Consider the following 17,058-nt stretch of genomic DNA (forward strand, 5'->3'; position numbering starts at 1 on the left):
TCGAGTTGATCACCAGGTCCGAGTTCAGATGCCCCGGCAGCGGCAGCTGCACGAGGATACCATGCACCGCCGGGCTCTTGTTCAGCCGGTCGATCAGCGCCAGCAGCTCTTCTTCCGAGGTCTCGGCCGGCAGCTTGTGCTCGAAGCTGTTCATGCCGACCTCGACGGTCTGCTTGCCCTTGTTGCGCACATAGACCTCGGAGGCCGGGTCTTCACCTACCAGCACCACCGCCAGACCCGGCGTGATCCCATGCACTTCCTTCAGCCGCGCAACCTGCTCGGCAACCTGCGCGCGCACACCCGCCGCAAAGGCCTTCCCGTCGATGATCATGGCGGTCATTGCCCGTCCCCTTTTCCCAGAACCTGTTCTTCCTGCGCGATGAAGTGCTCAATCATGTCGCGCCAGAGCCGTTCCGCCAGCCCGTCGTCGACACCAGCCTCGGCAGCGCGCGCCCGCACCTTGGCCACAACGTCCTCGACCCGCTCCGGGATTCGCGCAGGCAGACCCACCACCTGCTTGATCTCGGCCGCGCGGGCCACAAGCCGTGTGCGATGGGCCAGCAACGCGATCAGTTGCCGGTCCAGCGCGTCGATCTCGACGCGCAGTTCTTCCATCGTGCTGAGTGTTGCGGGCTCTTTCATGGGTGCCTCCGCTTGGGTCTCTTGCTCCCTAGCGCAGCACGCCGCCCGCCTCAACCCCGTGCCTCAGAAGAGGCCTTCGATCTCACCTTCCGCATTCAGCCGGATGTTCTCTGCCGCCGGATGGCGCGGCAGGCCCGGCATGGTCATGATCTCGCCGCAGATCACCACCACAAAGCCCGCGCCTGCCGACAGGCGCACCTCGCGGATGGGCAGCGTATGCCCCGAGGGAGCGCCACGCAGAGCCGGGTCCGAGCTGAACGAATATTGCGTCTTGGCCATGCAGATCGGCAGGTTCCCGTGCCCCGCCGCCTCCCATTGGCGCAGCTGATCGCGCACGGCCTTGTCGGCGATCACATCGCCCGCGTGGTAGATGCGACGCGCGATCGTGTCGATCTTGTCCCACAGGCTCATATCATCGGGGTAAAGCGGTGCGAAGGCGCTGCCACCCTCGGCCATCTGCACGACCTTACGCGCCAGATCCTCGGCGCCGGCGCCGCCCTCGGCCCAGTGGCGACACTCGATCGCCTCGCAGCCCTGCCCCGCGACATAGGCGCGCACGGCCTCGACCTCGGCGGCGGTATCCGTCGCGAAATGGTTGATCGCGACGACGACCGGCACGCCGAAGCCCTTGGTATTGGCGATATGGCGGCCGAGGTTGGCACAGCCTTTCGTCACGGCCGCGACGTTCTCCGGGCCAAGGTTGTCCTTGGTCACGCCGCCATTCATCTTCAGCGCGCGGATCGTGGCGACGATGACAGCCGCTGCGGGTTTCAGCCCGGCCTTGCGGCACTTGATGTCAAAGAACTTCTCGGCCCCCAAGTCGGCGCCAAAGCCCGCCTCGGTCACCACGTAATCGGCCAGCCGCAGCGCCGTCGTCGTCGCCATGACCGAGTTACAGCCATGCGCGATATTGGCGAACGGACCGCCATGTACGAAGGCGGGTGTGTGTTCGAGCGTCTGCACAAGGTTGGGCTGCATCGCCTCCTTGAGCAGCACCACCATCGCCCCATCCGCACCAATATCGCGGCAAGTGATCGGGCTGCGGTCGCGGCGATAGGCCACGACCATGCGGCCAAGTCGCTCTTGCAGGTCTTCGAGATCGCGCGAGAGGCACAGGCAGGCCATGACCTCGGAGGCCACGGTGATGTCAAAGCCCGTCTGGCGCAGGAAGCCGTTCGAGACGCCGCCAAGCCCCACGACGACATCGCGCAGCGCACGGTCGTTCATGTCCATGACGCGCTTCCAAGTGACGCGGCGCTCGTCGATCTCGAGGCCGTTACCCCAGTAAATATGGTTGTCGATCATCGCCGCCAGCAGGTTATGCGCGGCGGTGATCGCGTGGAAATCGCCCGTGAAATGGAGGTTCATATCCTCCATCGGCACGATCTGCGCATAGCCGCCACCCGCAGCCCCGCCTTTCATGCCGAAGTTCGGGCCAAGCGAGGCCTCGCGAATGCAGATCGCTGCGCGCTGGCCGATCCGCGAAAGCGCATCGCCCAGGCCGACGGTCGTCGTGGTCTTGCCCTCACCCGCAGGCGTCGGGTTGATCGCGGTCACAAGGATCAGCTTGCCCATCGGGCGATCAGAGAGGCCTGCGATGAATGCCTCGTCCACCTTGGCCTTGTCGCGGCCATAGGGGATCAGCGCCTCGGCTGGGATCCCCAGCTTCGCACCGATCTCGGGGATCGGGCGTTTCTGCGCGGCGCGCGCAATCTCGATATCGCTCAGCATGGCTCCTCCTCTTCCCGCGTCAGCTTAACTGCGGAAAAATTTGGCAAAAGCCCAGAATCGACATTCCTTCGGTCGGAATGGACGCGGTCGAATGTTTCGGCCTTGATCAGAGATTGTGCTCTTCCGACCAGCGCCTTTGCGCGGGCACGAAAAGGCGCAGCGTATCGCCCAGAGCCAGAACGCCCGGGCGCTCGACCCAGGCCACGATGCCGCGCCGCCCGCTGGCCGCGGGCTTGTAGCGCGCGCCCTTGCCGGGGTGGTGGTGCTCTAGCACCTTGCCGGGAAGCACGCAGGCAAGGTTTTCCATGTCTACGACCAACGTCGCCCCATCCGGCCCTTGCAGGCGCGACGAGGGCGGCAGATGCGTCAGGTCAGGCAGCCCGCGCAACACGATAGACGCACCCACCCATTCGGGCGCGAGGCGCGGGATATGCAGCGCAAATGCCGTCTCGGCCAGTTCCTCATCCGACAGGATGGTCAGCTGGCGGGTATTCGCGATCTCGGTGCCCTTGGGGTGCAGGTCCAGCACGCGCGAGCAGCTTGGCCGCGTCAGGCCCGAATGCGTCTCTCCCTCGGCGCCGTCGAAGCCCAGAACCAGTCTCTCAACCGGCTTCGAGGCCAGCCCGTGACCGGGCTCAACCTGACCAAGAAAGACAATCTCACCGCTGAAATGGGTCGGGCGTAGCGCGGGCATCAGGAGGTTCTCAACGTCAGGAAGACCCGCCGGAACGGGAACAGGACCGAGCCGTCGGGCTCGGCGGGATAGGCCGCTTCCAGCGCGGCCTCGTAGCGCAGGGTGAAGGCCGCCAGTTCGGCCTCGGACAGCTTCTCGAGATAGGGGCGCATCGCGGTCGCCTCGGTGAAGCGGCGCACCGGGTGGGCATCGGGCTGCGGATCAAGGCGATGGATATAATCCGTCTGCCAGACATCGACCGCGCCCAGAGGCGCCAGCAGCCGCGCGTAATGCGCAGGCTCTGCCACGGGGGCGGTCCAGCCGGTAAAGTCGAAGCGGTCGGGGAACATCTCCTGCGCGAACTCCCGCAGGAAGCGATGCGAGGGCGCCCCGTATTGCCGCGGCATCTGCACCGCCAGAACCCCGCCCGGCGCGAGGAATCCGGCCAGGCGCGGGAACAGCGTGTCATGATCGGGCAGCCAGTGCAGAAGCGCGTTCGAAAAGATCAGCGCGGCGGGCTTCTTGGGTGCCCATTGCGCGACATCGGCCAAGTCGCAACGCTTGTAGGCGCCCGTCGCCGCAGCCTCGGACAGCATCGCGGGCGAGCTGTCCACGCCGACGATCTTGCGATCTGCAAAACGCGCCGCCAGCGCGGGGCCAACCGCACCCGCACCGCAACCAAGGTCGATCACCTTGCCCTTGGGCAGATCGCCCACATGCGCCAGCAGATCAAGCGCGGGGCGCAACCGCAGCCCGCGATAGCGCGCGTAGAACTCGGGGTTCCAGTCCCCACCCGTCCGGCCTGCGGTTGCCTTGGCCATTACTGCCCCCAGAAACGTAAGCGCCGGGGCCGCGCCTTGCGCCCCCGGCCTGTGCCGCCCTCAGACCGAGGGCTCAGGCGCCGTATCACCGCCCTTGGCGGGCTTGGTCTTGGGAACGGCCGTCACCGAAGGCAGGCTGCCCGTCGGCGTGTCGTCGTTGTCGTCGCCGTGGATCGCGTCGCCCGCCATGACCTTCTTGATCTCGTCGCCGGTCAGGGTCTCGTATTCCAGCAGGCCTTGGGCCAGACGCTCCCACTCGTCGATGTTTTCTTCAAGGATGCGGCGCGCCTCCTGGTAGCCCTCTTCGATCAGGCCGCGCACTTCGTCCTCGATCAACTCCTTGGTCTTGGTCGAGACCGAGAAGCCACCGGTGTTACCCGAATAGCCCTCATGCGCCTCGGAGTAGTCGATATTGCCGACCTTGTCGGACATGCCCCACCGCATCACCATGGCGCGGGCAATGGCCGAGGCCTGCATGATATCGCCCGCCGGACCGTTGGACACGTGATCCTCGCCCCATTTCAGGATCTCGGCCGCCTTGCCCGCCATGGTCATGGCGATCTTCTGCTTGGCCTCGTCCTTGTGGTAGTTGAGCTTGTCCATCTCGGGCAGCGAGACGACCATGCCAAGTGCCTGACCGCGCGGGATGATGGTGGCCTTGTAGACCGGATCGCACTTCGGCAGCTTCATGCCGACCACGGCGTGACCGGCCTCGTGATAGGCGGTCATTTCCTTCTGCTCGGGCGTCAGCACCATCGAGCGCCGCTCGACCCCCAGCATCACCTTGTCCTTGGCGTTCTCGAAATCTTCCATCGTCACGAAGCGGCGACCCACGCGGGCGGCCATCAGCGCAGCCTCGTTCACGAGGTTCGCAAGATCGGCACCCGAGAAGCCCGGCGTGCCGCGCGCGATCACGCGCAGATCGACGTCCGGCCCGGTCGGCACCTTGCGGGCGTGAACCGAGAGGATCTTTTCGCGGCCCTTGATGTCGGGGTTCGGCACGTGGATTTGACGGTCGAAACGGCCCGGACGCAGCAGCGCGGGGTCAAGCACATCGCGGCGGTTGGTGGCCGCAACGATGATGATGCCCTCGTTGGCCTCGAAACCGTCCATCTCGACCAGAAGCTGGTTCAGCGTCTGCTCGCGCTCGTCATTGCCGCCGCCGATGCCAACACCACGGGCGCGGCCCACGGCGTCGATCTCGTCGATGAAGACGATACAAGGCGCGTTTTTCTTGGCCTGCTCGAACATGTCGCGCACGCGGCTAGCACCGACACCTACGAACATCTCGACGAAATCAGACCCCGAGATGGTGAAGAAAGGCACACCAGCCTCGCCCGCGATGGCGCGTGCAAGCAGCGTCTTACCCGTGCCGGGCGGGCCAACCAGCAGCGCGCCTTTCGGGATCTTGCCACCAAGGCGGCTGAATTTCTGCGGATTGCGCAGGAACTCGACGATTTCCTCAAGCTCTTCCTTAGCCTCGTCGATGCCCGCCACGTCGTCAAAGGTCACGCGGCCCTGCTTTTCGGTCAGCAGTTTCGCCTTGGACTTGCCAAAGCCCATCGCGCCGCCCTTGCCGCCGCCCTGCATGCGGTTCATGAAGAACACCCACACGCCGATCAGCACGATGAAGGGCAGCCACACGCCCAGAAGCGACATGAAGCCAGACTGCTCTTGCTTGATGACGCGCACCTGGATGCCCTTGTCGATCAGGCGCTCGGCGATCTCGTCCGAGAAGGGCTTGACGGTGGTATAGGCCGAGCCATCGCCGATCTGGTAGCGCACGTCCTCGCCGTCGATCTGAACGCTCTTCACATCGCCCTTATCGACTTGCGCAATGAAGTCGGAATAGGCGACCTGCTTCGAGTTCATCGTGCTCTGGCCATCGCCAAACAGGTTGAACAGTGCCAGGATCAGCAGGAACAGCACTGCCCAGAAGGCGAGATTGCGCGCGTTGCCCAAGGGGGGACCTCCAAAGTTATTCAGGCCGCGGGCAAGCCCGTAGCCGTTGCGATGAAAATAGGGATTACGCGGGCAGGTTCAACGCCTGAATAGCGAAGAGTGAAAAGAGCCGCAGACAATCCGCGCTTTCCAGCCACTCTCAAGCCCAGCAACGGGCGCCGAAACCAGCGTATCGCCCTGCCAGACAGCGGGCGAGGCCAGCAACGAGGCGCGCGGCAGCCCGCTTTCGCGCCAGTTCGGGCAGAGTTGCAGCCCCTGCGCACCAAGGGCGGCAATTTCCTGCCCCTCGACAGCCGGTCCTTCCAGCTGCCAGCGGTCCCAAGACTTACCCACAGACACGCGCAGCCCGGCCACGGCCCGCGCCTCGCGCGCGATGCGGATTTCGGTATCGCTGACCCGGATGCGGCAACCGTGCAGGGTGCGGTCAGGGCGCGCGCGCCAGCCTAGCAGGAAATCCGCGACCTTCCGGGCGCGTGGCGCGTAATCCGCGCCCGCAACCCACCGCAGCGCCGCCACGATCAGGCGCCGCTGCACCTCGTGCGGGGCGCGCTGGAAAGGCTCCGCCTCGATCAGCAGATCGCCACTGACCTCGGCCACATGGTCATTCGCGAAGTCATGCACCGCAAGAACCAGGGCACTTTCGGCCACTGCGAGGTGGCTAACGACATGGCTCAATTTCTCGGAGGTGATTCCCAGAGGGCGCAGCGCACGTAGCGCCTTGCGCGCCTTCACCCTGTCGAAACGATCGTTCTCGTTGCTCGGGTCCTCGATCCAGCCGATCCCCTGGCGCGACAGATAGCCCCGCAGCTCATCCCGACCGACCATCAGGAACGGGCGCAGCCAAAGGACGCCCTCGGCCTCAAACCGCGCGCGCATCCCCGAGAGCCCCTCCAACCCCGCCTCGCGTGCAAGCCGCATCAGGAAGGTTTCGGCCTGATCGTCGCGCGTGTGACCAAGCGCCACCTGCGCGATGCCGCGCGCTTGCGCCCATGCGCCAATCAACTCAAGCCGGGCGCGCCTTGCCTGATCCATCAGGTTTCCGCGGTCTTCCGGCCCTTGCCAGTGCAGGATCGTATGGGGGATGCCCCTCTCCGCACAGAGCTGCGCAACAAAGCGGGCCTCATCCGCCGCCTCGGGGCGCAATCCGTGATCGACGGTGACCGCTTCGACCGGATGCGCGTCCGCGAGCAGCATCAGCGTCGCCATCGAATCCGAACCGCCCGAGACCGCGACCCCGATCCTTTCGGAAGAAAAACGCGGATGCGGCGTGATCGCCGCATCCGCCCATTGGTAAAGCCAAGCATCTTCGGGCGTCATCTTCCCTGCCTCAACATCCGCGAGACGTTGGGATGCGCGCTCCTCAAACTCGCTCACTGACACCCGAAACCGGTCATCGCCGAGACCGCCTGCGCCGCAGCAGGGCTACCGGGGAAGCGGATCGGCACCTCGGCCAGCGTGGCGCAGGCCTCGACGTTCTGGCCCAACTCGCCAAGCGAGACACCCAGACCCAGCAGGTTGTCGCCCGCACGGGGCCCGTTCGGCGCCGCCGAGAAGCCGTCAAGCCAAGCGCGCGCCGCCCCCGCCGTATCGCCCGCCTGTTTCAGCGCATCGCCGCGCAGATACATGGCGTCGGCGGTCAGCGGCCCACCCGGGTAGGATTCGGCAAAGGTCGCGAAGAGGTCAGCGGCGCCGCGAAAGTCACCCTGACCGAGCACCCCCTTGGCCCGGTCGAAATCCGCCTGTTCGTTCATCGCCAGCGAAGCACCCGCAGGCGCCGGAGTGCCCGAGGGCGCCGGTGCGGTCACCGGGTTGGCCGTAGCCCCCGCCCCGCCAAGCGGCTGCGTCTGGCCAAGCGCCGAGATATCGCAACCCGCCTCCAGTTCGCACAGCCGGAATTCCAGATCGCCGACGCGGTTCGTACCGTCGGTAACAACCCGGTTGATGCGGTTCTCCAGCTCTTCCGTGCGCGAGGTCAGCTGCGAGAGCTGCGCCTCCATCGCGTTCATGCGTTCCAGCGCGCTGGCGCCGCCCGCCTGCTGGATCCCCTGCGCGCCACCCGACACAAGCTGCGCGCGCAGCCCCTGCAGATCGCCCGACAGCTGCGCCAGTTGGGCGCGGATATCGGCCAGGGTTTGCGCATCCTGCGCATGGGCGGGCGCCATCAGCGCCAGCGCCATAGCGCCTGCCATCAGCACCCGCCGCATCTATCAGCTCCCCGCGCCGAGCGAGATCACGGTGACCGCGCGACGGTTCTGAGCGTAGCAATCCTCGGTCGAGCAGACGGCCAGCGGACGCTCCTTGCCGTAGGAGACGGTGCGCAGGCGGTTGCCGGCAACGCCTTGCGAAATCAGGAACTCCTGCACTGCGCTGGCGCGACGCGCACCCAGTGCGAGGTTGTATTCGCGGGTGCCCTGCTCGTCGGCGTGGCCTTCGATGATCGCGGCATATTGCGGGTGGTTCACCAGCCACTGTGCCTGACCGGACAGGATGGTGCGAGCCTCGGGGTTGATCGTCGACTGATCGACCTGGAATAGAATCTTGTCGCCGATCGCCTGGTTGAAATAGGCGGGCGAGTTCGGATCGTTGATCGACCCCTGCGAGATGCCGTTGTCGCCGTACATGCCGCCCGGATCGACGACGCCGTTGCCCGCGCCGTATTTGTCGGGGTTATTACAGGCCGCGAGGCCCAGAACTGCCAGAAGAAGCACTGCCTTGGGTGCGAAAGTCATATGTTACCGCCTTTGGTTTGCCCGTTTCGGGCGATGTTATCAGGTTCGTTGAGCCTTGTGAATCAGGGCAGAAGGGGCGACCAGGCCGGGTCCGATGCTGCGCCGACGCCGTCGACCTTCTTGAGGTTCCGCCCCGAGATATCCACCGAGAAAAGCTGCGCGCCACCCGCGGCGCCGGGGCTTTCGCGGGTGAACATGATCACGCGGCCATTGGGCGACCAGGTCGGGCCCTCGTCGAGGAACGAGGCCGTGAGCAGTCGCTCTTCCGAGCCGTCGGTGCGCATCACGCCGATGTGGAAGCGGCCCGCGTGCTGCTTGGTAAACGCGATCAGATCGCCGCGCGGGCTCCAGACCGGGGTGCCATAGCGCCCCTCGCCGAACGAGATCCGCGTGGGCTCACCGCCGCCTGCCGACATGATGTAAAGCTGCTGCGTGCCCGAACGGTCACTCTCAAACACGATGCGCGAACCATCGGGGCTATAGGAGGGCGCGGTCTCGATCGCGGGGCTATTGGTCAGTCGCGAGGGCGATCCGCCGCTGACGCCCATGGTCCACAGGTCGGTATTACCGCCCTGCTCCATCGAATAGACGATCGAACCGCCATCGGGCGAGAAACGCGGCGCGAAGGTCATCGTGCCGGGGATCTCGGGCAGCAGCGTGGCCGCGACGTTGCGGGTGTCGAGCATCTTGATGCGCGGGAAGCCGGTCTCGAAAGTGGTATACAGCACGCGTCCGCCATCGGGCGAGAAGCGCGGCGCGAGCACGATGGTGCTCGAATCCGTCAGGTATTGGATATTCGCGCCATCGTAATCGGCCACGGCCAGCCGCTTTTGGCGCGCATCCTTGGGGCCGGTTTCCGAAACGAACACGACGCGGCTATCGAAATAGCCGCTCTCGCCGGTCACGCGGCTGTAGATCACGTCGGCGACCTTATGCGCCAGGCGCCGCCAGCTGGCGGGCGAGGCCGCCAGTTGCTGGCCATCGCCCAGTTGCTGGCCGGAATAGATATCGAACAGGCGGAACTTGACCACGACCTTGCCGCCCTGCATCGACACGCCGCCGACGATCAGCGCCTGCGCGTTGATCGCCTGCCAGTCGGGGTAGCTCACCGGCATGTCGAAGGCACCGAAACGCTGGATATGCGCGCTCTCGGGGATTTCGCGGAACAGACCCGTGCCGCTCAGGTCGGCGGCGATCACGCGCGTGATGTCATTGGCCATCTGGCCCGCGTCGCCGGTCTCGGCGACGAAGGTCGGCAGCGCATAGGGCAGCGGCTCGATCACGCCATCGGTGATCTCGATCCGCAGCGGCCCCTGCTGGGCCTGCGCCATCGCGGGGCCGATCATCAGCGCGGCCAGCGCCGCAAGTGCAATCCGCATCATACTCGCCATTCCTCGTTCGGGCCTTGGCCCCTTGTAACCTGTTTCTGCATCGCGGCGCATCACATCCGCCTGAGCGGCCGCGAAAATCTGCCCAAAAGACGCTGTGATCATTTCATCCTCATCTTCTCGGGGTTGAAGACGATTTCGATCTCGCGCCAGTGATCGTATTTCTCCGCAGGCAGCGGGAACCCGTCCGAGCCGCAGCGCACGATGGCGCGCCGTCCGGCCTCGTAGGCCTGCCGCGCGGCTGCGTCCGAGCCGCCCTCGTAGCCCACCATCTCGATCGAGCCGATATCCGGCTTGCCGTCGGGATTCATCGCGACGCGCAGGGTGACGGTGGTGCGCAGCGCCTCGCTGCTCAGCGCGCCGACGTTCCAGCAGGCCTTCACATCGACGATCAGCGCCTCTTTCTCGCCTGCGGTGACCGGCGGGCCAGAGGCCGCGCGGCCAGTGCCACCCGTGCCCTGGGCCTCCTCGGCCATGGCTTCGGCCAGCGCGTCATTGACCGCATCGGTCGCGGGCTTCGCCTCGGCTGGTTTGGTGGCAGCCGCGGGCTTGGCCGCAGCGGTTTCCGTCGGCGCAGGCGCCGGTTTCGCGGGTTTCGTGCGCGGGCGCGCCGAGCTTGCGGGCGCCGAGGTCTTGGCCACTTCCTCGGTCTCGGTCGCCTCGGTCACGATCTCGGTCGTGGCCTCGGGGGGCGCGGCCTCTTCTTTCGGTTCCTCGATGACCTGCTCGGGCTCGGCCGATTCCTCCGGCCGCGTCTCGGGTTCGGCCAGTTCCGACACCTTGGCATCGGGCGCAGGCGCCTCGGCGGGCTTGGGCGCGACGCGCGGCGCGGGCTTGGGCACCGGGCGCGCCGAGAAATCGGGCGTCGTCGTGTCCTGCGGCACCTCGACGGGCGGCATCATGCTCGGCGGCACCTCGGTAACCTCGGCGGGCTCCACCGGCTCCAGGTCCGACATATCGGGCTGCGGCTCGGGCTCGGCCACGGGCTCGGGCATGGGCTGGGGCTGGGGTTCAGGCACGGGCGCCTCTTCGGGGGCGGGCTGCTCGACCGGCTGCGGCTGCGGCTGCGCGGGCATCTCGGCCACCGGCGTCTCCGACGCCTTCGGCGCGGCCGCGACCATGGCAGAGAACTCGGCCTCGGAAATCACCGAGACCTCCTGCATCACGATCGGCTCCGAGGGTTTGGGCTTGAACCACGAACCGCCCAAAAGCACCCAGGCGATGACTCCGAGGTGGAGCACCGCCGAAACGCCCGTGCCGATCTTGTCTGCCCTATCCATGCGCATCCGCGCTACCCCGGCCTCAGTTTCCGGCCTGCTCCCCGGTCAGTCCCGGGCCGCCCGTATCCGTCACGAGCACGATATTGTTGAAACCGCCCGCATTGAGCGCCCCCATGACCTGCACCACGCGGGAATATTCGATGCCCCCGTCGGCGCGCAGGAAGACCTTGTCGCTGTCCCGCTCCTGCGCGACAGCGCGCAGTCGGTCCACCAGCTCGGCCTCGGGCACGGGCGAGTTCATCATCGACACCGTGCCGTCGAGTTGCAGCGAAATGGTCAGCGGCTCTTCCTGCTCGGTCGGCACCGCCTTGGCAGCGGTCTTGGGCAGCTCAAGCGGCACACCCACCGTCATCATCGGCGCGGCGACCATGAAGATGATCAAGAGAACCAGCATCACGTCCACCATCGGCGTGACGTTGATCTCGCTCATCGCGGCGTGTTTCGATTGGTTGCCGCGGCGCTTGCGCCCGCCACCGCCACGTTTCATGACCCCCGCGCCCATGGCTCAGGCGTCCAACTGGCGCGACAGGATGGTAGCGAATTCGTCTGCGAAGGCCCCGTAGCCAGAGGCGATCTTGTCGGCGTCCGACGACAGCTTGTTGTAGAAGATCACCGCCGGGATAGCGGCCAGAAGGCCAAGCGCGGTGGCGACCAGCGCCTCCGATATCCCCGGCGCCACGACCGCAAGCGAGGTGTTCTGCGAGATCGCGATTTCCTCGAAGGCCACCTTGATGCCCCAGACCGTGCCGAAGAGACCCACGAAAGGCGCGGTCGAGCCCACGGTCGCGAGGAACGGCAGGCCCGCGTTCAGCGCCTCGGTCTCCTTGGCGATCGCGACATCCATCGAACGGTCGATGCGCGCCTGCGCGCCCGCGATCAACTCACCATCCTGACGGTGGCTGCGGCGCCACTCCAGCATACCGGCGGCGAAGATGCGCTGGCTCGGACCATCCGGCGCCGGTCCGATCTGGTCGAAAAGCTCGTCAAGCGGCTCGCCCGACCAGAAGGCACGATCGAACGCATCCGCTTCCTGCCGCGAGGCACGGTAGGTGATGAACTTGCGAATGATGATCGACCAGGACCAGAAACTGGCGACCGTCAGCATCATCATCACCAGCTTCACGGTCAGCGATGCACGGGCGAAAAGCGCCAGCAGGGAAAAATCCATCTGCTGCGCCATATTGAGGGCTTCGGTTTCCATCTGTCACTGCTCGCCGGTTGTGGCCACGTTTTGCGGCTCTGTTAGCAGCGATTCTAACCGAGGTTCAGGGGGGGCGCCATAACAAGCGCGTTATTTCTCTGTAGCAATTGGCAGATCAGTGCACCGCAGGGGCAAACTTTCGCCGGATATCGGGCGGCAAACGCTGTGGCGCGCCAGTTTCACCCAGACAGACGATGGTCACCGTAGCGGTGAACAGCTTCTCCTCGCCGCGCCAGACGGCCTGCTCAACCACGATCCGCGCCCCGGTTTCCGCGACCAGATCGGTTGTCACAACAAGCTCATCATCGAATTTCGCGGGGCGCAGGTAATCGGCCTCAACCCGGCGCACGGCGAACACGATCCCATGCTCGCGCTTCAGTGCAACCTGATCGACGCCAAGCGCACGCACCCACTCGGTCCGCCCGCGCTCGATAAAGCGCAGGTAGTTGGCGTAATAGACGATCCCGGCAAGGTCGGTGTCCTCGTAATAGACCCGCAGGGGGAACTCGAAGCTCATGCGCCGCCCTCCGCCGCACCCACCCGCGCGGCCAGCCGCAGCGCGTGGCTTGCGTCTTGCGCAACGGCAGGCATCACGGAATCGTAGGCGGCGCGGATCACCGCAGCGATATCAGGTCGCAGCACCGTCACCCCCCGCGCCACGGCCAGAGGCGAGCGCTCGGCAAAGGCCTGATCAGACCAGAGCAGAACCATCTGCACCGCTTGGCTCAGCGCAATCGTCTCGGCCGGAACCTCGTCAAGCGCCGCGTCCATCCGTACGAAGCTGAAACAGGCCCGGATCGCACCGTCGGGATCAAAACGAAACACGCGATACTGGTTCGCCCCCTGATCGTCCAGCCGCGCCACCAGGTCCTGCAACCCGTCGATCATGTGATCGAGATTGGGCACCTCGAGCAATTCCTGCCAATCGCGGAAGAAGAACACCATCAGGTTGGCGCCAAGTTCGGGATCGGTCTCGGCCATCTTGTGCCCAGCCAGCACCACCACCGCCTCGACCGCGCCCTTTACCGTCGCCAAGGTCGCGGCATCGACCCCGAACACGACCGGCACGATTGGCCGCCCCCAACGCGCAAACAGATACTCGCCTGTCGAACGGGTAAAAAGTGCCGCGACTTCATCGGCGCCAAGCATGGAAGGCTGGTCGGTCATCTTCTCCCCCAGAGTAATGTTGCCCCACCCTATGCCATCGCCGCGCCGGGGTGAAGGGCCGGGACAAGGGGCCAGCCCCCCTCGCCCGTTCCCGGCTCACCCCCGGGATATTTGTGCAAAGCCAAAAGGGCCTCCGTTTCTTCTTGGTCCAAATACCTCGCGGGTGAGCGGCCCCGGCCGCGAGGGGGCAGCGCCCCCTTTCCCCGCTTGCCGCGCGTGCGAGGCAAGCCTATAAGGCCGCCATGACCCGGCTCTTGCACATCCATCGAATTACCGGCCCGGCGCTCTGACGCGTCAGGGTGGCCGGGAGATGTGAGCAAAGCCCAGGGGCGCGGGCCGCGCGCCCAATCCTTAAGCCAGGGACTACCGATCTATGTGCGCCGATACGCCCGAGAATACCGTCGATTACCGCGACACCGTCTTTCTGCCCGAAACCGATTTCCCGATGCGCGCGGGCCTGCCGCAGCGCGAACCCGAATGGCTGGAGCGTTGGGCCCGGATCGGCATCTACGACACGCTGCGCGCCAAGGCAGGCGATCGCCCGCCCTTCGTGCTGCATGACGGCCCGCCCTATGCCAACGGCCATCTGCATATCGGCCACGCGCTGAACAAGATCCTCAAGGATTTCATCGTCCGCTCGCAGCAGATGATGGGCAAGGACTCGCGCTATGTTCCGGGCTGGGACTGCCACGGCCTGCCGATCGAATGGAAGATCGAGGAGCAGTATCGCGCCAAGGGTCTCGACAAGGACGCCGTCGATGTCGTCGATTTCCGCCAGGAGTGCCGCAAGTTCGCCGAGGGCTGGATCGACATCCAGCGCGACGAATTCAAGCGCCTCGGCATCACCGGCAAGTGGGACAAGCCCTATCTGACGATGGATTACCACGCCGAGGCCGTGATCGCGGATGAGTTCATGAAACTCCTCATGAACGGCGCGCTCTATCAGGGCTCGAAACCCGTCATGTGGTCGCCGGTCGAAAAGACCGCGCTGGCCGAGGCCGAGGTCGAGTATCACGACCACACCAGCCACACGATCTGGGTGCGGTTCAAGCTGCAAAATGGAGCGGCGTTCGTCGGCAAGTCCCTAGGGCAGGTCACGCTCCAAGCAATCGACCTCACCGATGCATCCATCGTGATCTGGACCACCACCCCCTGGACCATCCCGCAAAACCGCGCGGTAGCCTACGGCCCTAGCATCGCCTACGGCCTTTACGAGGTCACCGGCCGCCCCGAGCAATCGACCGCCGTCATCGGCGAATACCTCGTGCTGGCCGATGCGCTGGCCGAGCAGGTCATGGCTGCGGCCAAGCTCGACGGCTCGATGTATCGCCGCATCCGCGACGTGAACGTGAGCGAGTTCGAGGGCGTCATCCTTCAGCACCCCTATCACGGGGCCGAGGGCGGCAATGGCGAGTGGGATTACGATGTCCCAATGCTGCCGGGCGATCACGTGACCGACGATGCGGGCACGGGTTTCGTGCATACCGCACCCTCGCATGGTGACGACGACTATCAGCTTGGCCTCAAGTTCGGCCTGCCGATGACCTATAACGTCGAACCCGATGGCTCTTACCGCAAGGATCTGCCGATCTTCGCCGGTCAGGCCATCGTGCTGCCCGACGGCAAGGAAGGCCCGGCGAACGTCTCAAACATCAAGCAGCTGGCCTATGCCCGCGCGCTTCTGGCCAAGGGCAAGCTCAAGCATTCCTACCCGCATTCGTGGCGCTCGAAGGCGCCGCTGATCTATCGCAACACGCCGCAATGGTTCGCCGCCATCGACTACAAGCTCGACGACGGCATGGGCGAATATGGCGACACGATCCGCACCCGCGCGCTGACCTCGATCGACCAACTGGTGAAATGGACCCCGCCGACGGGCCGCAACCGCCTTTACTCGATGATCGAGGCGCGGCCCGACTGGGTTCTGTCGCGCCAGCGCGCCTGGGGCGTGCCACTGACCTGCTTTACCAAGAAGGGCGCGCGCCCGACCGACCCGGACTTCCTGCTGCGCAACGACGACGTCAATGCGCGCATCAAGGCCGCCTTCGAGGCCGAGGGCGCGGATGTCTGGTACAAGCCCGGCTTCAAGGAGCAGGTGCTGGGCAATGTCGTGAATGCCGAAGAGTATGAGCAGGTCTTCGACGTGCTCGACGTGTGGTTCGACAGCGGCTCGACCCATGCCTTCGTGCTGCGCGACCGCGAGGACGGCACCGCGGACGGCATCGCCGACCTCTACCTTGAGGGCACCGACCAGCACCGCGGCTGGTTCCATTCCTCCATGCTGCAAGCCTGCGCCACCAAGGGCCGCGCGCCCTATCGCGGCGTGCTGACCCACGGCTTCACGCTGGACGAGAAGGGCATGAAGATGTCCAAATCGCTCGGCAATACCGTGGCGCCCGCCGATGTCATCAAGGAATACGGCGCCGACATCCTGCGCCTCTGGGTCGCGCAATCCGACTACACGGTCGATCTGCGCATCGGCAAAGAGATCCTCAAGGGCGTGGCCGACAGCTACCGTCGCCTGCGCAACACGCTGCGCTTCATGCTGGGCAACCTTGACGGCTTCACCGAGGCCGAGCGTCTGCCGGTTGAGGAAATGCCCGAGCTGGAACGCTGGGTGCTGCACCGCCTGGCCGAGCTCGATCACACCGTGCGCAAGGGTTATGACGCCTATGACTTCTCGGGCGTGTTCCAGGCGTTGTTCAACTTCTGCACGGTAGACCTTTCGGCGCTCTACTTCGACATCCGCAAGGATGCGCTTTATTGCGACCCGCATTGGGCGACCCGCCGCCGCGCGGCGCGCACGGTGCTGGACCTGTTGTTCCATCGCCTGACCCGCTGGCTTGCGCCCATGCTGCCCTTCACCATGGAGGATGTGTGGCTTTCGCGCTTCCCGGGCGAGGACAGCTCGATCCACCTCGAGGATTTCGCAGTCACCCCGGCCGACTGGCGCGACGAACCGCTGGCCGCGAAATGGGAGGGCATCCGCCGCGCCCGCCGGGCGGTGACCGCCGCGCTCGAGGTTCAGCGCACCGCAAAGGTCATCGGCGCCTCGCTTGAGGCAGCCCCCGTTGTCCATGTCGAGGATGCTGCCCTGGCCGCCGCGCTAAAATCGGTGAACTTCGCCGATCTGTGCATCACCTCGGGGCTTGAGATCACCACCGATCCCGCCCCGAACGAGGCCTTCCGCCTGCCCGAGGTTCCGGGCTTCGCGGTCGTCTTCGAGCAGGCCGAGGGCGAGAAGTGCCAGCGTTGCTGGAAGATCCTGCCTGACGTGGGCAGCCACAGCCACGCGCATACCTGCAAGCGCTGCGACGAGGCGCTTGGCTGAACGCCGTAACACCCGAAACGAAAGGGCGCCTTCGGGCGCCCTTTCCCATTGTGGCCCGCACAATTCGCCGCTTGCCGTGCGGATGCCCCGCAGATAGCCATGTGACAGTTTCATGACAGCCGCACGGTCCCCC

16 protein-coding genes are annotated in these 17,058 nt (G+C 65.6%); 1 reads left to right on the forward strand and 15 read right to left on the reverse strand.

From position 1 onward, the window contains the following. From LZA78_RS08925 to LZA78_RS08995, 15 genes are all read right to left on the reverse strand, one after another. Positions 1-340 (reverse strand): tetrahydrofolate dehydrogenase/cyclohydrolase catalytic domain-containing protein (locus tag LZA78_RS08925; protein WP_306798969.1); only part of this gene is annotated, 340 nt, incomplete at its 3' end. Beyond that, complete coding sequence (locus LZA78_RS08930; protein ID WP_233676592.1) at positions 337-642, reverse strand: chorismate mutase; 306 nt, start codon at positions 640-642, stop codon at positions 337-339. The genes LZA78_RS08930 and LZA78_RS08925, both read right to left, overlap by 4 nt. A 63-nt stretch (positions 643-705) precedes the next feature. Then, positions 706-2,373, reverse strand: a complete 1,668-nt coding sequence (locus LZA78_RS08935; RefSeq protein ID WP_233676593.1) for a formate--tetrahydrofolate ligase — start codon at positions 2,371-2,373, stop codon at positions 706-708. A 106-nt stretch (positions 2,374-2,479) separates the two neighbouring features. After that, positions 2,480-3,067 (reverse strand): MOSC domain-containing protein, encoded by a 588-nt coding sequence (locus tag LZA78_RS08940; protein WP_233676594.1) that lies wholly within the window; start codon positions 3,065-3,067, stop codon positions 2,480-2,482. Then, positions 3,067-3,867, reverse strand: a complete 801-nt coding sequence (locus tag LZA78_RS08945; RefSeq protein WP_233676595.1) for a methyltransferase domain-containing protein — start codon at positions 3,865-3,867, stop codon at positions 3,067-3,069. The genes LZA78_RS08940 and LZA78_RS08945 overlap by 1 nt, the downstream gene beginning before the upstream one ends. Before the next feature lie 60 nt (positions 3,868-3,927). Beyond that, on the reverse strand, positions 3,928-5,829 hold the full coding sequence (gene ftsH, locus LZA78_RS08950) for an ATP-dependent zinc metalloprotease FtsH (protein ID WP_233676596.1): 1,902 nt from the start codon (positions 5,827-5,829) through the stop codon (positions 3,928-3,930). 78 nt (positions 5,830-5,907) lie between these two features. Beyond that, complete coding sequence (gene tilS / locus LZA78_RS08955) at positions 5,908-7,146, reverse strand: tRNA lysidine(34) synthetase TilS (RefSeq protein WP_233676597.1); 1,239 nt, start codon at positions 7,144-7,146, stop codon at positions 5,908-5,910. Between the two features lie 53 nt (positions 7,147-7,199). After that, a complete protein-coding gene (ybgF, locus tag LZA78_RS08960) occupies positions 7,200-8,033 on the reverse strand; it encodes a tol-pal system protein YbgF (protein WP_233676598.1) in 834 nt (277 codons plus the stop codon). A gap of 3 nt (positions 8,034-8,036) precedes the next feature. Next, positions 8,037-8,558 carry a peptidoglycan-associated lipoprotein Pal gene (pal, locus tag LZA78_RS08965; protein WP_233676599.1) on the reverse strand — a complete coding sequence of 174 codons (522 nt, stop codon included), beginning with the start codon at positions 8,556-8,558 and terminating at the stop codon, positions 8,037-8,039. A gap of 62 nt (positions 8,559-8,620) precedes the next feature. Continuing rightward, entirely contained in the window at positions 8,621-9,949 is a 1,329-nt protein-coding gene (tolB, locus tag LZA78_RS08970) for a Tol-Pal system beta propeller repeat protein TolB (RefSeq protein ID WP_233676600.1), read from the reverse strand. A gap of 98 nt (positions 9,950-10,047) precedes the next feature. Next, positions 10,048-11,226: a cell envelope integrity protein TolA gene (gene tolA / locus LZA78_RS08975; protein ID WP_233676601.1), complete on the reverse strand. Its 1,179-nt coding sequence runs from the start codon at positions 11,224-11,226 to the stop codon at positions 10,048-10,050. A gap of 22 nt (positions 11,227-11,248) precedes the next feature. Continuing rightward, positions 11,249-11,728 carry an ExbD/TolR family protein gene (locus LZA78_RS08980; protein WP_233676602.1) on the reverse strand — a complete coding sequence of 160 codons (480 nt, stop codon included), beginning with the start codon at positions 11,726-11,728 and terminating at the stop codon, positions 11,249-11,251. A 3-nt stretch (positions 11,729-11,731) separates the two neighbouring features. Further along, positions 11,732-12,427, reverse strand: a complete 696-nt coding sequence (tolQ, locus tag LZA78_RS08985) for a protein TolQ (protein ID WP_233676603.1) — start codon at positions 12,425-12,427, stop codon at positions 11,732-11,734. Between the two features lie 115 nt (positions 12,428-12,542). Then, entirely contained in the window at positions 12,543-12,944 is a 402-nt protein-coding gene (gene ybgC / locus LZA78_RS08990) for a tol-pal system-associated acyl-CoA thioesterase (protein WP_233676604.1), read from the reverse strand. Then, on the reverse strand, positions 12,941-13,594 hold the full coding sequence (locus tag LZA78_RS08995; protein ID WP_233676605.1) for a hypothetical protein: 654 nt from the start codon (positions 13,592-13,594) through the stop codon (positions 12,941-12,943). The genes ybgC and LZA78_RS08995 overlap by 4 nt, the downstream gene beginning before the upstream one ends. A 373-nt stretch (positions 13,595-13,967) precedes the next feature. Between LZA78_RS08995 and ileS the strand changes: the two genes are divergently transcribed. Further along, complete coding sequence (ileS, locus tag LZA78_RS09000; protein WP_233676606.1) at positions 13,968-16,925, forward strand: isoleucine--tRNA ligase; 2,958 nt, start codon at positions 13,968-13,970, stop codon at positions 16,923-16,925. Positions 16,926-17,058: the final 133 nt, after the last annotated feature.

It is taken from the genome of Rhodobacter flavimaris, assembly GCF_021378075.1.
In the GTDB taxonomy this organism is placed as follows: domain Bacteria; phylum Pseudomonadota; class Alphaproteobacteria; order Rhodobacterales; family Rhodobacteraceae; genus Rhodobacter; species Rhodobacter flavimaris.

Bases quoted from the DNA above. Each gene is read 5' to 3' on its own strand.
- LZA78_RS08940 (WP_233676594.1), bottom strand. From the start codon at position 3,067: ATGCCCGCGCTACGCCCGACCCATTTCAGCGGTGAGATTGTCTTTCTT.
- tolB (WP_233676600.1), bottom strand. From the start codon at position 9,949: ATGGCGAGTATGATGCGGATTGCACTTGCGGCGCTGGCCGCGCTGATG.
- LZA78_RS08930 (WP_233676592.1), bottom strand. From the start codon at position 642: ATGAAAGAGCCCGCAACACTCAGCACGATGGAAGAACTGCGCGTCGAG.
- tolA (WP_233676601.1), bottom strand. From the start codon at position 11,226: ATGGATAGGGCAGACAAGATCGGCACGGGCGTTTCGGCGGTGCTCCAC.
- ybgC (WP_233676604.1), bottom strand. From the start codon at position 12,944: ATGAGCTTCGAGTTCCCCCTGCGGGTCTATTACGAGGACACCGACCTT.
- ybgF (WP_233676598.1), bottom strand. From the start codon at position 8,033: ATGCGGCGGGTGCTGATGGCAGGCGCTATGGCGCTGGCGCTGATGGCG.
- tilS (WP_233676597.1), bottom strand. From the start codon at position 7,146: ATGACGCCCGAAGATGCTTGGCTTTACCAATGGGCGGATGCGGCGATC.
- LZA78_RS08945 (WP_233676595.1), bottom strand. From the start codon at position 3,867: ATGGCCAAGGCAACCGCAGGCCGGACGGGTGGGGACTGGAACCCCGAG.
- pal (WP_233676599.1), bottom strand. From the start codon at position 8,558: ATGACTTTCGCACCCAAGGCAGTGCTTCTTCTGGCAGTTCTGGGCCTC.
- LZA78_RS08935 (WP_233676593.1), bottom strand. From the start codon at position 2,373: ATGCTGAGCGATATCGAGATTGCGCGCGCCGCGCAGAAACGCCCGATC.
- ileS (WP_233676606.1), top strand. From the start codon at position 13,968: ATGTGCGCCGATACGCCCGAGAATACCGTCGATTACCGCGACACCGTC.
- LZA78_RS08980 (WP_233676602.1), bottom strand. From the start codon at position 11,728: ATGGGCGCGGGGGTCATGAAACGTGGCGGTGGCGGGCGCAAGCGCCGC.
- LZA78_RS08995 (WP_233676605.1), bottom strand. From the start codon at position 13,594: ATGACCGACCAGCCTTCCATGCTTGGCGCCGATGAAGTCGCGGCACTT.
- tolQ (WP_233676603.1), bottom strand. From the start codon at position 12,427: ATGGAAACCGAAGCCCTCAATATGGCGCAGCAGATGGATTTTTCCCTG.